Genomic DNA, 13,341 nt, shown 5'->3' on the forward strand with positions numbered 1-13,341 from the left:
TCCGATTATCGGGTGCGACCGGCACTTATGGCCTGCTGTTTCACGCTGCTTCCGAGGCGATGACGATTATCCCCGCAAATCCCGAGCATCTCGGCGCAAGTGTCCGCATCAACGTGGTGCTGCATTACTCGGGTTCGGCGATGAGCCACCATCCGCACATCCACATGATCGTGCCGGAGGGCATCGACGACAAATTCAATATCCGTTGAAATATGGAAAGAGTGAATGCCATGGCCGCCCTCTCCCGCAAGATCTTTCTGTGGTTGAACAAGGGACGACGGTGCGGTCATATGTTCGGCCTGTAAACGGGGCGCTTGGCGGCTGGCCACGTCGATATCCGCGGAAGCAATCGCCCAATCAATTTCTCGCGCTCGAAGCGCAGTGAGTCAGGCGGTCTGATCGCCACAAACGCGCATGCGCGAGCGCGAGTAATATATGCCGATTCGCTACTTCCCTCGTTCTTTTGCGCCCCGATGCGGCGCATCACGCCGGAAAAATGCGTTCTTCTCTAAAAGCAGCCAGATTGCTGCTCTGAACTCGGAGCGCTGTCACACTTGAGTTTCTAGACTAAGGTGATCGTCCCACGATGGCGACCGGCTATTTGCCATTGACTAAGATCAAAACATCAAATCCGAATCCTCTATCCTTCGGCGAGATTTAGCGGAGGCGAGATCATGCGCAATCGTCTGTTTATCGGTGTGCTTGCAATCCCCATGCTCGTCAGCTTCGGATCGGCTTCGAGCGCGGCTTCGCGGGCTCGCTCGTACATCCCCCCGGCCCCGCAGGACGTATATTGTCTGCAGGGACGTACCTGGGGATATCCGGGCAATTGCCAGTTTTCGACCTATGAGCAGTGTATGGCCACTGCATCAGGCACCTACGCCTATTGTGGTATCAATCCGGTCTACGCGTTCGCGCGACAGAGAGCACAATCGCGCTAGCGTGCGAAGGTCGAGCACGATAGAGACATCAGTCTGAGGCATGCTTAGATAAATGGACCGGCCGTGCCGGGTTGAGGGACCTGGCCCTGCCCTCCGATCCGGACCTCCCCCGTTCGAGCATCGAGCACGCCACGCGATGCGTCACCTCAGGTGCGTCGGACGCAAAGCAAAAGCATCAGGCTGCAGTGATTCATCGGCGTCACACGCAGCCGGGCGTCGCTCTTTATTCAATTCAAGAAAAGAGCAGCGCGAAGCGTCAAACAGACATCTGCTTGTTGCGTTTTTGTTAGCTTCCTTTTCCATGGTGACCGCTCGACTAATCATCTTTGAGTAGTGTTTGACGTGAGGCTTCCCAACGCGAAATCTACCGCTTGGGGCAGAAAATGAGGGAGATCGCCAAATGTTGGATGGCCCCAGCACTGCCTCTTACCGGTGGTTCTCGACGAGGTCTGCAAGAACCTTCCGCACCGAGCCGAAACAGCAATTCGGAACGATTTATCACTATCGCGCGTGTCGACGCGTTAAGTTCAGGGAGCAAGGTCCCACGGTCCGCTCGGCACCCGTTAGTTTGAAATCCTGCGAAGCCTGTCAAATATCGCTGAATTCCTGCACCGATTTTATCGGCTGCGTCGCGATATCGCTGCTCGCTTCCGATAAGAAGGGCGCGTCAGGCAGGGAGTTTTCAAATGAAGGTCGGAGTCCCAAAGGAAATCAAGGCGCACGAATATCGCGTGGGCCTTACTCCTGGAGCTGTCCGCGAATACGTGGCAGCAGGCCACAGCGTGATGATCGAGACCAATGCGGGCGCTGGCATTGGTGCAACCGATGACGATTATCGCAATGCTGGCGCAACGATTCTAACTTCCGCCGTTGAGGTATTCGCCTTGAGCGAGATGATCGTAAAGGTCAAGGAGCCTCAGCCGTCCGAATGGTCTCAGCTGCGTGAGAATCACATCCTCTTCACTTATCTGCATCTGGCTCCCGACCTGGACCAGGCTACCGGCCTCCTGGAATCTGGATGCACCGCGATCGCCTATGAGACGGTAACTGATGCGCATGGTGGTCTTCCATTGCTGGCGCCGATGAGCGAGGTCGCGGGTAGGCTTGCGGTCGAAGCGGCGGGTAGCGCCCTAAAGCGGAGTACAGGCGGACGAGGGCTGCTGATCGGTGGGGTGCCCGGTGTTCAGCCTGCACGAATCGTGGTGATCGGAGGTGGCGTCGTCGGTACGCACGCTGCACGCATGGCGATCGGTCTGGGCGCAGAAGTGACCATCATCGATCGTTCGTTAATCCGGCTCCGCGAGCTGGACGAGCTATTCGAAGGGCGCGTTCGCACCAGGTTTTCAACCATCGAGTCCGTAGAGGAAGAGGTATTTGCGGCGGATGTGGTGATTGGTGCCGTGCTCGTTCCAGGTGCGAGCGCGCCGAAGCTGGTCCGGCGGAGCATGCTGAGCTCGATGCGTAAGAGGGCAGTACTCGTGGACGTCGCTATCGACCAGGGCGGCTGCTTTGAGACATCACACCCAACCACTCACGCTGATCCGACTTACGAAGTAGATGGCATCATTCATTACTGTGTGGCCAATATGCCCGGCGCCGTTCCGCTGACCTCGAGTCAAGCACTGAATAACGCAACTCTGCCGTTTGGTTTGGCTCTGGCCAACAAGGGGTTTTCCGCCGTACTGGAAAATCCACATTTGCGCGCAGGCCTCAACGTCCATCGGGGCCGGCTAACTTACAAAGCGGTGGCCGAAAGCCTCGGGCTTCCCTTCTCACCGATCGAACAGGCTGCGGCGTGATCCCAAAGGCCCTCATGCTGTTTCCTCCGTGACTAAGCCACCGTTTTGGGTGGCTTGTTTTCGGCCACATCAATCGCCTGACCGCTGCCGGCATCTACCCTGACCGCGAAGCGTAGCGGAGGATCACCAGACGAACACCTGGTTTCAATCGCCCGGGCGAGGGGGAGAGAGTGTACTTTTGCCCCATACAGCGCATGTGAATGCCGGTTTGCCGGCAATCCGGGGCAACTGAAAATGCGTCCCGCGGGCCCCGAGAGGGACGCGCATCACGGGTGTGATTGTATCTGGAGCGGCCGCCGCGACCTTCTGACTGGCTGTGGGGAGGGAGCCTGGTGAGGACCTGCCGGTTGCTGCCCGTGATGCTGTCGCGTAAGCCGCGGCTGTCCCGGTGGGTGGAATCAACAAGATGCGGCCCTGGGTTAGACCCGCGGGGACTCTATGATACCGCGCGACGCATCGATCTTAGCCGTGGCACGGCGGGCGTTGGGGAGCATCTCAGATCGTTCCGCTGAGTCTGGCGAAGGTGGTTCATCTGATCGCTAACTGCTGTGAATTGACCATGCGCAAATCAAAGCATCGAGATCAGCCGCCACGCCCAGTGTAGGATTTGCGACAGCGTGTCGACGCGGCGATTTGCGTTATCGAAAATACTCCAGACAAAGCAAGCTCATACTGTCTGGCACAAGACTTGATAGCAAGAAGCTGTCCCGCACCTTTTGCTTATGGAATCGCAGTGATGGCTTACAAGATAATCGCATCCCAGTGCACCGTCTGCGGTGCGTGTGAGTTCGAGTGTCCCAATGCCGCGATCAGCCTGAAGAACGACATATATGTGATCAATCCGTCCCAGTGTACCCAATGTGAAGGGCATTTTGACGCGCCACAATGCGCCGTCGTTTGCCCGGTGCCTGATACCTGCGTGCCGGCAAAGGTCGGGTAGCCGACGAGAGGAGCTCCCGCACGAAACAAAAGGAAGACGCTATCGACAAAGCCGCCTTTCCTATCCGTCTCCTGTTTTTCTCACTTGCTAGCCGCGAGTTCGTGGTGACTTGCGCGAGCCGCTCGCAGAGCGTTGGGACATAACGACCGCGCCGCCCCCAGACCCCGGCAAAGGGACAGGAGTGGGCTTTAGTGCTTCTAAATTTTTCTGGCAAAAGTTCTTCACGACTAAACAGCCGTCGCCACATTGTTAGAATGCGTCAGCTTTTCACTCTGACTGAAGCCACGAGGCGCGATGCCCTGAGGCTGAGAAGATGCATGGGAGAGCGACATGGATGGTCGCGGCGATACCAACGGCAACAGGGACGCTTCCACGATCGAAGCTGACGATTCGGTCGACCAGCGCCTGGGTGAAACCGTGCGGCTGCTGCGGCAGCGCGCCGACCTCTCGATCCAGGACGTCGCCAACAAGACCGGCCTGTCCACCGGAATGATCAGCCAGCTCGAACGCGCGCGCGCGATGCCGTCGATCCGCACGCTGCGCCTGCTCGGCATCGCGCTCGACGTCCCCATCTCCTATTTCTTCGAGAGCAGCGATCCCGCCGACGGGCAGCGCTACATCGTGCGCAAGACCAAACGGCGGCTGCTGCGGCTCACCGTCAGCGGCGTCGTTAAGGAAGCGCTGACCCCGGAAGGCAAGGGCGAGCTCGAGCTCTACGAGCTCACGCTCAACCCCGGCGCCTCCTCCGGCACCGACTTCCTGCAGCACACCGGCGAGAAGGCAGGCTACATCCTCTCGGGCAGCTTAAGGCTGTGGCTCGACAATCAGGCCCATGTGCTGGAAGCCGGCGACAGCTTTCGCTTTCCGAGCGTCGTGCCGCACATGTTCGACAACCCGACCCAGCAGGTGGCGCGCGTGATCTGGGTGACGACGCCGCGCCAGACCGATTCGGCGGCGGGTTGAGGCGCCAAGGCGTGTTCCTGGCATTCCAGTATCCTGTCGAGTTTCCGGCGTGAGTACAATGAACTTTCTGCGCGGGGCACTGAACGCCCAGGGCAAGGCGCGCGGCGAGCAGGAATTCTCCACCCGCGAATTTCTGAAAAGAGACGGTTGGCTTAACATTGCCGAGGAGATGCTCAAGCGCGGCTTCAATTCGGCTTCTCCGGTGGCGAGAACAAGCGCAACGAGGTTTTGCAGATGGCACTGTTCGAGCCGAGCCTGTGCGTCCTGCACGAGATCGATGCTGGCCTCTGCATCGACGCGCTGCGTATCCTCGCCAACGCAATCAACGGCTTGCGTTCGCCGGGTCGACGGTTCGCAATGAATGCGTCCATCTGAACGCCGACTTCTGCGACATCGATTGCGATTTCTAAGTCATGACGGGTCAAAAACTGTATGTTCCGACAGGGGTTCTAGGTACTTTACGGCAAGTCTGAGCACTGGCCTCGATGTCGCCCTTCAATAGCGGCGAGGAGATGATTTGCGTGGTCGGGCATTCCAGTGTCATTTACGGCGATCCACCACACCGGTTCAAAGCGGGTACGTCGCCGATCGTCGAAGCCCGTCGGTCGCCGCTGTCGATTACATCAATTCAATAGTCAAGTTGCAGATCCTCACGTCCCGAGAAGATGCTGCTCGCTTACCCGGAGGAGGGGCTCAGGCCATCAACTTCGTGCGCCTGATCGGGACGCCGGCCGAACCGCGCCGGTGTAACCGTGCGGGCGGGGCGCACTGTGCGATGCCGCTGCTCAAGTTTTTCGGCCTGCTGGCGACGTGCCGTGTGTCCCTTGGACTTTACAATACACGCGAAGAGATCGATGTGCTCGTGCATGCCCTTATCAAGGTGTGGCAAATTGCTCGCGTGACCGGCGAGCGTACACGTGGCAAGGCAGCTCGCGTTGAGCTCTGCAGCTTCGGATCGTGCACGTCATCATCATCGCAGCAGGTGAGCATCTTTAATTTCAGTAAGTTAGAAGCATTGGTAAGCCTGGGTCGGCCAGCCGGCCTTGCGGCCGACTTCCGCCTTCAATCGCAGAGCACTGCAGTCGCGGATAGGCTCCAGAACCGGGTGGGAAGTTTCAGGCAGAGCCCGCCTTGTTCCATTTCGAACGGGGCCACACCAAGAGTTCTCTGCGAAAGCGCCATGTCGGATTCGCAACAACGCCCTTGTCACCGCATGAGGCGCGCTAAGTAGCTTTGATTGTTGCAGTTTTGGTGCTCACGAGACGCTGGCATGCTGGTTGCAAAAGTCTTGGATCAAGAAGCCGCCCTCGCAACAGCTAACCTTTGAAGGACATCAGATGAGTCTCGCCACGACCCAGAGCATCGCAGAAATCAGGGCTCGCAACAAAGAGCTGATCGAGGAGGTGCTGAAGGTCTATCCGGAGAAAACCGCGAAACGGCGTGCCAAGCACCTCAATGTTCACCAGGCCGGAAAGTCAGACTGCGGCGTGAAGTCCAACATCAAATCCATACCGGGCGTGATGACGATCAGAGGCTGCGCCTATGCGGGGTCAAAGGGGGTGGTCTGGGGACCAATCAAGGACATGGTTCATATCAGCCATGGCCCCGTCGGCTGCGGTCAGTACTCGTGGGGCTCGCGTCGCAACTATTACGTTGGCACCACAGGTATCGATAGCTTCGTGACCCTACAGTTCACCTCCGACTTCCAGGAAAAGGACATCGTATTCGGAGGCGACAAAAAACTGGTCAAAATTCTTGATGAAATCCAAGAGCTGTTTCCACTCAACAACGGCATCACGATCCAATCGGAATGCCCGATCGGATTGATCGGTGACGACATCGAAGCCGTGTCACGAGCGAAATCCAAGGAGTATGGAGGCAAGACCATCGTGCCGGTCCGTTGTGAGGGCTTCCGGGGCGTGTCGCAGTCACTGGGCCATCACATTGCGAACGATGCGGTGCGCGATTGGATTTTCGGCCATCTCGAGGATGATGCCAAACCCAAGTTCGAGCCGACGCCGTACGATGTTGCGATTATCGGAGACTACAATATCGGCGGCGACGCTTGGTCATCCCGAATTCTGCTGGAGGAGATGGGTTTGCGGGTAATCGCGCAGTGGTCCGGCGACGGCTCACTGGCTGAGCTCCAAGCAACGCCGAAGGCAAAGCTCAACATTCTGCATTGCTACCGTTCAATGAACTACATCTCACGCCACATGGAGGAGAAGTTCGGTATTCCGTGGTGCGAGTACAATTTCTTTGGACCATCAAAGATCGCAGAGTCATTGCGCAAGATTGCGGGTTATTTCGACGACAAGATCAAGGAAGGCGCCGAGCGGGTAATCGAGAAGTATCAGCCGCTCGCGAACGCGGTGATCGCTAAATATCGGCCTCGCTTGGAGGGCAAGACCGTGATGCTGTACGTCGGCGGGCTCCGTCCGCGTCATGTGATTGGCGCATATGAGGACCTGGGGATGGAAGTCATTGGCACCGGATACGAGTTCGGTCACAACGACGACTATCAGCGCACAGCTCAGCACTACGTGAAGGACAGCACGCTTATCTACGATGACGTCAATGGCTATGAGTTCGAGCGCTTCGTCGAAAAGCTCCAGCCTGACCTCGTCGGGTCGGGTATCAAGGAAAAGTACGTTTTTCAAAAGATGGGTGTGCCGTTCCGGCAGATGCACTCTTGGGACTATTCGGGTCCATATCACGGCTATGACGGATTCGCGATCTTTGCCCGCGACATGGACATGGCGGTCAATTCGCCGGTTTGGAAGAAAACCAAGGCCCCCTGGAAGGAAGCATCGAGCGCCAAGCTCCAGGCTGCCGAATAAAGCAAGTCAACTCGCTCGGGAAAGCCGAGGCGATAACAATCTCGACGATAGCGAAGGATTTCACCAATGGCGCAGAGTGCCGAGCACGTGCTCGATCATGTCGAACTGTTCCGCGGTCCAGAATACCAGCAGATGCTGGCCAAGAAGAAGATATTCGAGAACCCTCGCGATCCTGCCGAGGTCGAACGTATCAAGGAATGGACGAAAACCGCCGAATATCGCGAAAAAAATTTCGCGCGGGAGGCGCTAGCGGTAAATCCGGCCAAGGCGTGCCAGCCGCTTGGCGCCGTATTCGCCTCTGTTGGCTTTGAGCGTACGTTGCCCTTCGTCCACGGCTCGCAAGGCTGTGTGGCCTATTACCGCAGTCATTTGTCGCGGCACTTCAAGGAGCCCAGCTCCTGTGTCTCTTCGTCAATGACGGAAGACGCTGCCGTATTCGGCGGTCTGAACAACATGACCGACGGGCTCGCGAACAGCTACAACATGTACAAGCCCAAGATGATTGCGGTTTCCACAACCTGCATGGCCGAGGTGATCGGCGATGACCTCAACGCCTTCATCAAGACCTCGAAAGAAAAGGGCTCGGTTCCGGCGGACTTCGACGTGCCGTTCGCCCACACGCCGGCGTTCGTCGGCAGCCACGTCACGGGCTATGATAATGCGCTCAAGGGCATTCTGGAGCATTTTTGGGACGGCAAGGCCGGAACAGCGCCGAAGCTTGAGCGCAAACCGAATGGGGCGATCAACATCATTGGCGGATTCGATGGCTATACCGTCGGGAACCTTCGCGAGATCAAGCGCGTCTTGGAATTGATGGGCATCCAGCATACGGTTCTCGCCGACAATTCCGAAGTCTTTGATACTCCGACCGATGGCGAATTCCGGATGTATGACGGTGGTACGACGCTGGAGGATACGGCGAACGCGATTCATGCCAAGGCGACTATCTCCATGCAACAGTGGTGCACGGAAAAGACGCTCACATTCGTGGCGGAGCATGGCCAGGACGTCCTATCCTTCAACTACCCGGTGGGCTTATCTGCAACGGATGATTTCATCGTCGCGCTGTCACGCCTCAGCGGCAAGGAGATTCCCGAGCAACTTGCGCTAGAACGTGGCCGCCTGGTGGACGCCATCGCCGACTCCAGCGCGCATGTTCATGGCAAGAAGTTCGCGATCTATGGCGATCCGGATCTCTGCTATGGGTTGGCTGCGTTTCTGCTCGAACTCGGCGCCGAACCGACTCATGTGCTGTCTACCAACGGCAACAAGGCATGGCAGGAAAAAATGCAGGCGCTGCTTGCAAGCTCGCCATTTGGACAGGGCTGCCAAGCCTATCCCGGCCGAGACCTTTGGCACATGCGCTCACTTCTGTTTACCGAGCCGGTCGATTTTCTGATTGGCAACACCTACGGGAAGTACCTGGAGCGTGATACCGGAACGCCACTGATCCGCATCGGCTTTCCGATTTTTGATCGGCATCACCATCACCGCTCCCCCCTATGGGGCTATCAGGGCGGCCTGAATGTGCTGGTGAAGATCCTGGACAAGATCTTCGACGAGATCGACAAGAACACCAACGTTCTTGGCAAAACGGACTACAGCTTCGACATCATTCGCTGATGAGGGACTGCGCGTGCCGTCGTCCATGCAATGGGCGATGGCACGGCACATGGTCGACTTTGCAATTTGTTCGCCCTGAGAGGAAACAGGATGAGTTCACTGGCGGCCACGGTCCAGAATATCTTCGACGAGCCGGGCTGCGCCAAGAATGGCAGTAAGTCGGAGGCTGAACGCAGGAACGGCTGCACAAAACAGCTGCAGCCGGGTAGTGCTGCCGGCGGCTGTGCTTTCGATGGCGCCAAGGTTGCGCTGCAGCCGTTCACCGACGTGGCTCACTTGGTACATGGTCCGATCGCGTGCGAGGGCAATTCCTGGGACAATCGGGGTGCAGCGTCGTCCGGCTCGGATCTGTGGCGCACCGCATTTACAACCGATTTGAGCGAAACCGATATTGTATTCGGGGGCGAGAAGCGGCTTTGCAAGGCGATCAAGGAAATCATCGACAAGTACGATCCGGCCGCAATCTTCGTTTATCAAACCTGCATCCCGGCGATGATCGGCGACGACATCAACGCAGTCTGCAAGGCGGCATCTCGAAGATTCTCAAAGCCGGTGATCCCGATCAATTCTCCGGGCTTCATCGGTTCGAAGAACCTCGGCAACAAGCTGGCCGGCGAGGCCTTGCTCGACTATGTGATCGGTACGCGAGAACCGGACTACACCACCCCGTACGACATCAATCTGATCGGAGAATACAACCTTTCGGGAGAGCTCTGGCAAGTGAAGCCATTGCTAGACGAGCTTGGAGTACGAATTCTCTGCTGCATCTCAGGCGATGGCAAATATCGCGAAGTCGCTTCATCTCATCGCGCACGGGCGTCGATGTTGGTGTGCTCAAAGTCCATGATCAACGTTGCACGCAAGATGGAGCAACGCTACGGGATTCCATTCTTCGAGGGGTCTTTCTACGGTATTCAAGATTCGAGCGAATCGCTACGGCAGATTGCCCGCTTATTGGTTGAACGCGGCGCCCCGACAGATCTGCTCGGGCGCACCGAATCGTTGATCGCGCGCGAGGAAGCGTGGGCCTGGGGTGCGATCGAGCCGTATAAGCCACGGTTCGAAGGCAAAAAGGCCTTGCTAATGACCGGCGGCGTCAAGTCATGGTCGGTCGTTGCGGCACTCCAGGAAGCCGGGCTTGAGTTAGTCGGTACCAGCGTGAAAAAATCGACCAAGGAAGATAAGGAGCGCATTAAGGAGCTCATGGGGCATGATGCCCACATGATCGAGAATATGACGCCGCGCGAAATGTACGAGATGTTGAAGGGCGCAAAAGCGGACATCATGCTATCGGGCGGCAAGTCGCAGTTCGTCGCGCTGAAAGCAGCGGTGCCTTGGCTCGATATCAACCAGGAGCGTTGCCACGCCTATATGGGCTATGTCGGAATGGTCAAGCTGGTGGAGGAGATCGATAAGTCGCTCTCCAGTCCGATGTGGAAGCAGCTACGTCGACCTGCGCCATGGGAGGCGTTGGCCAAGGCGATGGAGCAGATGCAATCGCCCGCGACCGCGCTCGCCGACCCGGCGCTCGCCGAAGAGTCGCGCCGCGCCAGGAAGATCTGCATATGCAACAAGGTCGATCTGGGCACGATCGAGGATGCAATCTACGCGCATCGCCTGAGGAGCGTCGAAGCGGTCAGGAAGCATACCAATGCAGTCGGTGGCTGCTGCAAAAGACGTATCGAGGACATCTTGGTGTCCGAGCCATCTGCCATGCGACAGGCCGCAGAGTAGGGAGGCGTCATGGCCATCGTCACCGCGCCGACAAAAGCCTGCGCTGTCAACCCGCTGAAGATGAGCCAGCCGATCGGCGGCGCATTCGCCTTCATGGGGCTGGGCGGGGCGATGCCGCTTCTGCACGGCTCCCAGGGGTGCACATCCTTCGGGCTCACGCTCTTTGTCCGGCATTTCAAAGAGGCTGTACCGCTGCAGACCACCGCGATGAGCGAGGTCACGACTGTACTGGGTGGTTATGAGAATCTCGAGCAGGCGATACTGAACATCTACAACCGAGCCAAACCAAAGATCATCGGAATCTGCTCGACCGGTGTCACCGAGACCAACGGCGACGATGTGGATGCCTACCTCAAGCTGATCCGGAGCAAGCATCTGCAACTCGCAAAGTTGCCGTTCGTTTACGTCTCGACACCGGATTTCAAGGGCTCGTTCCAGGACGGCTGGGAGAAGGCTGTCGCGCGCATTGTGGAGGTGTTGGTGGATGAGCCAAATGCCAGTCGCCTGAGGGATCCATCGAGGGTGAATGTTCTGCCGGGATGTCACCTCACGCCCGGCGATCTTGATGAACTCCGTGTCATACTGGAGGATTTCGGGTTGTCACCGTCCTTCCTCCCTGACCTGGCGGGATCGCTCGATGGGCATATCCCCGATGAGTTTACGCCAACGACCATCGGCGGCATCGGCGTCGGCGAAATTGCGGATATGGGCCGCGCGCGCTGCACGATTGCAATCGGCGCGCAGATGCGGCGAGCTGCAGAGGTCATGCAGGCAAAGACCGGCGTGCCTTTTCGTATCTTCGAGCGGCTGTGCGGTCTCTGTCCGAATGATGAGTTCATGACGTTTTTGAGCGAGATCAGCGGCCGCCCGATACCCTTGAAATATCGACGCCAGCGCAGTCAGCTCGCAGATGCCATGCTGGATGCACACTTCCATATTGGCGGCCGCAAACTCGCAATCGGTGCTGAGCCAGACCTTCTGCTCGATTTGTCCGGCATGCTGAGCGACATGGGCGCGCAGGTGACCGTTGCCGTGACGACTACTCATTCGGAGGTGATCGAGCGGATCCAGACCAAGGAGGTGATCATTGGCGATCTCGAAGATCTGGAAAATCTTGCAAAAGAGAGGTGTTGCGACCTGCTGATCACGCATTCGCAGGGAAGGCAAGCGGCGGCGCGGCTGAAGGTGCCGTTCTATCGTGCAGGTTTTCCGATATTCGATCGACTTGGCGCGGGACACCAGCTGTCAATAGGCTATCGTGGTACCCGTCATATGATCTTCGAAATCGCTAATCTCGTGATTGCGCATCGCGACAAAAACGATCAGCCTACGCCAGATAGGTGGCGAACTGCGCGCGGACTGCCACTATGCCCAGGCTATCGCAGCTCCACCGGCGCGACTGAGAGGTCGGTTGCATGAAAGTTGCGTTTGCCACTCAGGACCTGAGACGCGTCGATGCTCATTTTGGTTGGGCAAAGAATATCGCAATCTACGATGTCGCTCCCGGCGGGCACGTGTTTGTTGAAGCGATCGAGTTTGAGGGCGATCTTAAGGAAGACGGCAGCGATGATAAGTTGGCGCCAAAGATCGAGGCCGTCAAGGATTGCGCAATCCTCTACGTCGCTGCCATTGGTGGTGCAGCGGCTGCGCGAGTGGTGGCCAAAAAAATTCATCCTATCAAGGTGAGTAAACCAGAAAACATTCTGGTGTTGCTAGAAAAGCTCGAGCGGGTGCTGAAGGGAACACCACCTCCCTGGCTGCGCAAGGTCATGGCAAAGGACCAGCGGAGAACGTTCGAGTTTGATGAATGAGGTGATATGACCACAAAAATAGAGCAGCAGGCCAGCCTGGTCGACGTGCCATTCCTCATCGATTTGGTCAAGATTTGGCGTGCTCAGGATACCAGCGGAGCCTGGGAAGGGAGGAGCGATCGTGATCTGCTCGAACCCTATATCCTGAACATGGAAAAACGGCGCGCATTGCCGATTATCGGTGATCCCGATCCCAAAACACTGTGGCGGCTTGAGTTGTTCTTCAATGCGGTTGCGCTGTCAGTAGAGAGGGAGACCGGCGTGATGATTCAGCCGATTCTGAAGCTTCATCATGAAGGCTTCGGACGCATAGTGCTCATCGCAGGGCGCTTGGTCGCCGTAAACAAGCAGCTGCGCGACGTGCATCGCTTCGGATTCGACAGTTTCGTCAAGCTGGCGCAGGAGGGGGATAAATATGTCAGGGACGGAATCGACCTGATCCGGAAGTTTCCAGACGTGGCGAACTATTGAGGGTACTCACTCATGGGCGATCGTGAAACACTGAAGGCCGAACTAAGGAAGGTGTCCGCCAAGGCGGTACAGGCCAAGATGGATCTGCACGACCTTTCGGAAGAATTGCCCATCAATTGGACCTCGATCATGGTGGTCGCGCAGAAAGCGTACGATGCCTATGCCGAACATGAGCGCAAGAGTCTCGCCTTGAAGGCGCTAGAGAATACCTGAGGGGGC

The 13,341-nt window shown here is 57.4% G+C and carries 12 protein-coding genes and 2 pseudogenes; all 14 read left to right on the forward strand.

Annotated features, from left to right (window positions below; all coding sequences use genetic code 11):
- Positions 1-26: 26 nt before the first annotated feature.
- Positions 27-182: pseudogene (locus ACNJYA_RS07690) on the forward strand (transposase); the annotation flags it as partial.
- 492 nt (positions 183-674) lie between these two features.
- Complete coding sequence (locus ACNJYA_RS07695) at positions 675-941, forward strand: DUF3551 domain-containing protein (RefSeq protein WP_439402343.1); 267 nt, start codon at positions 675-677, stop codon at positions 939-941.
- Between the two features lie 686 nt (positions 942-1,627).
- Positions 1,628-2,740: an alanine dehydrogenase gene (ald, locus tag ACNJYA_RS07700; RefSeq protein WP_439402344.1), complete on the forward strand. Its 1,113-nt coding sequence runs from the start codon at positions 1,628-1,630 to the stop codon at positions 2,738-2,740.
- A 736-nt stretch (positions 2,741-3,476) separates the two neighbouring features.
- A complete protein-coding gene (locus ACNJYA_RS07705) occupies positions 3,477-3,680 on the forward strand; it encodes a 4Fe-4S binding protein (protein WP_036014930.1) in 204 nt (67 codons plus the stop codon).
- A gap of 330 nt (positions 3,681-4,010) precedes the next feature.
- Positions 4,011-4,643, forward strand: coding sequence for a cupin domain-containing protein (locus ACNJYA_RS07710; protein WP_439402345.1), 633 nt, complete (start codon positions 4,011-4,013; stop codon positions 4,641-4,643).
- Positions 4,644-4,648: 5 nt separating this feature from the next.
- Positions 4,649-4,991, forward strand: a pseudogene (sufC, locus tag ACNJYA_RS07715) (Fe-S cluster assembly ATPase SufC); the annotation flags it as partial.
- A gap of 427 nt (positions 4,992-5,418) precedes the next feature.
- Positions 5,419-5,874: a hypothetical protein gene (locus tag ACNJYA_RS07720; protein ID WP_439402346.1), complete on the forward strand. Its 456-nt coding sequence runs from the start codon at positions 5,419-5,421 to the stop codon at positions 5,872-5,874.
- Positions 5,875-5,980: 106 nt separating this feature from the next.
- Entirely contained in the window at positions 5,981-7,483 is a 1,503-nt protein-coding gene (gene nifD, locus ACNJYA_RS07725; RefSeq protein ID WP_439402347.1) for a nitrogenase molybdenum-iron protein alpha chain, read from the forward strand.
- A gap of 66 nt (positions 7,484-7,549) precedes the next feature.
- Entirely contained in the window at positions 7,550-9,106 is a 1,557-nt protein-coding gene (gene nifK, locus ACNJYA_RS07730) for a nitrogenase molybdenum-iron protein subunit beta (protein ID WP_439402348.1), read from the forward strand.
- A gap of 90 nt (positions 9,107-9,196) precedes the next feature.
- Positions 9,197-10,840 (forward strand): nitrogenase iron-molybdenum cofactor biosynthesis protein NifE, encoded by a 1,644-nt coding sequence (gene nifE, locus ACNJYA_RS07735; protein ID WP_439402349.1) that lies wholly within the window; start codon positions 9,197-9,199, stop codon positions 10,838-10,840.
- A 9-nt stretch (positions 10,841-10,849) separates the two neighbouring features.
- Positions 10,850-12,259, forward strand: coding sequence for a nitrogenase iron-molybdenum cofactor biosynthesis protein NifN (nifN, locus tag ACNJYA_RS07740; RefSeq protein WP_439402350.1), 1,410 nt, complete (start codon positions 10,850-10,852; stop codon positions 12,257-12,259).
- A complete protein-coding gene (gene nifX / locus ACNJYA_RS07745; RefSeq protein WP_439402351.1) occupies positions 12,256-12,651 on the forward strand; it encodes a nitrogen fixation protein NifX in 396 nt (131 codons plus the stop codon). The genes nifN and nifX overlap by 4 nt, the downstream gene beginning before the upstream one ends.
- A gap of 6 nt (positions 12,652-12,657) precedes the next feature.
- Entirely contained in the window at positions 12,658-13,122 is a 465-nt protein-coding gene (locus ACNJYA_RS07750; protein WP_439402352.1) for a NifX-associated nitrogen fixation protein, read from the forward strand.
- A gap of 12 nt (positions 13,123-13,134) precedes the next feature.
- Complete coding sequence (locus tag ACNJYA_RS07755) at positions 13,135-13,335, forward strand: CCE_0567 family metalloprotein (RefSeq protein ID WP_439402353.1); 201 nt, start codon at positions 13,135-13,137, stop codon at positions 13,333-13,335.
- The last annotated feature ends 6 nt before the right edge of the window (positions 13,336-13,341 follow it).

Source organism: Bradyrhizobium sp. BLXBL-01 (genome assembly GCF_051853025.1).
Lineage (GTDB): Bacteria > Pseudomonadota > Alphaproteobacteria > Rhizobiales > Xanthobacteraceae > Bradyrhizobium.

What these genes read in the sequence shown, in the direction of transcription:
- ACNJYA_RS07710 (WP_439402345.1), top strand. Translation starts at nt 4,011, where the DNA reads ATGGATGGTCGCGGCGATACCAACGGCAACAGGGACGCTTCCACGATC.
- ACNJYA_RS07720 (WP_439402346.1), top strand. Translation starts at nt 5,419, where the DNA reads ATGCCGCTGCTCAAGTTTTTCGGCCTGCTGGCGACGTGCCGTGTGTCC.
- ACNJYA_RS07755 (WP_439402353.1), top strand. Translation starts at nt 13,135, where the DNA reads ATGGGCGATCGTGAAACACTGAAGGCCGAACTAAGGAAGGTGTCCGCC.
- ACNJYA_RS07705 (WP_036014930.1), top strand. Translation starts at nt 3,477, where the DNA reads ATGGCTTACAAGATAATCGCATCCCAGTGCACCGTCTGCGGTGCGTGT.
- nifX (WP_439402351.1), top strand. Translation starts at nt 12,256, where the DNA reads ATGAAAGTTGCGTTTGCCACTCAGGACCTGAGACGCGTCGATGCTCAT.
- nifD (WP_439402347.1), top strand. Translation starts at nt 5,981, where the DNA reads ATGAGTCTCGCCACGACCCAGAGCATCGCAGAAATCAGGGCTCGCAAC.
- ald (WP_439402344.1), top strand. Translation starts at nt 1,628, where the DNA reads ATGAAGGTCGGAGTCCCAAAGGAAATCAAGGCGCACGAATATCGCGTG.
- nifK (WP_439402348.1), top strand. Translation starts at nt 7,550, where the DNA reads ATGGCGCAGAGTGCCGAGCACGTGCTCGATCATGTCGAACTGTTCCGC.
- ACNJYA_RS07750 (WP_439402352.1), top strand. Translation starts at nt 12,658, where the DNA reads ATGACCACAAAAATAGAGCAGCAGGCCAGCCTGGTCGACGTGCCATTC.
- ACNJYA_RS07695 (WP_439402343.1), top strand. Translation starts at nt 675, where the DNA reads ATGCGCAATCGTCTGTTTATCGGTGTGCTTGCAATCCCCATGCTCGTC.
- nifN (WP_439402350.1), top strand. Translation starts at nt 10,850, where the DNA reads ATGGCCATCGTCACCGCGCCGACAAAAGCCTGCGCTGTCAACCCGCTG.
- nifE (WP_439402349.1), top strand. Translation starts at nt 9,197, where the DNA reads ATGAGTTCACTGGCGGCCACGGTCCAGAATATCTTCGACGAGCCGGGC.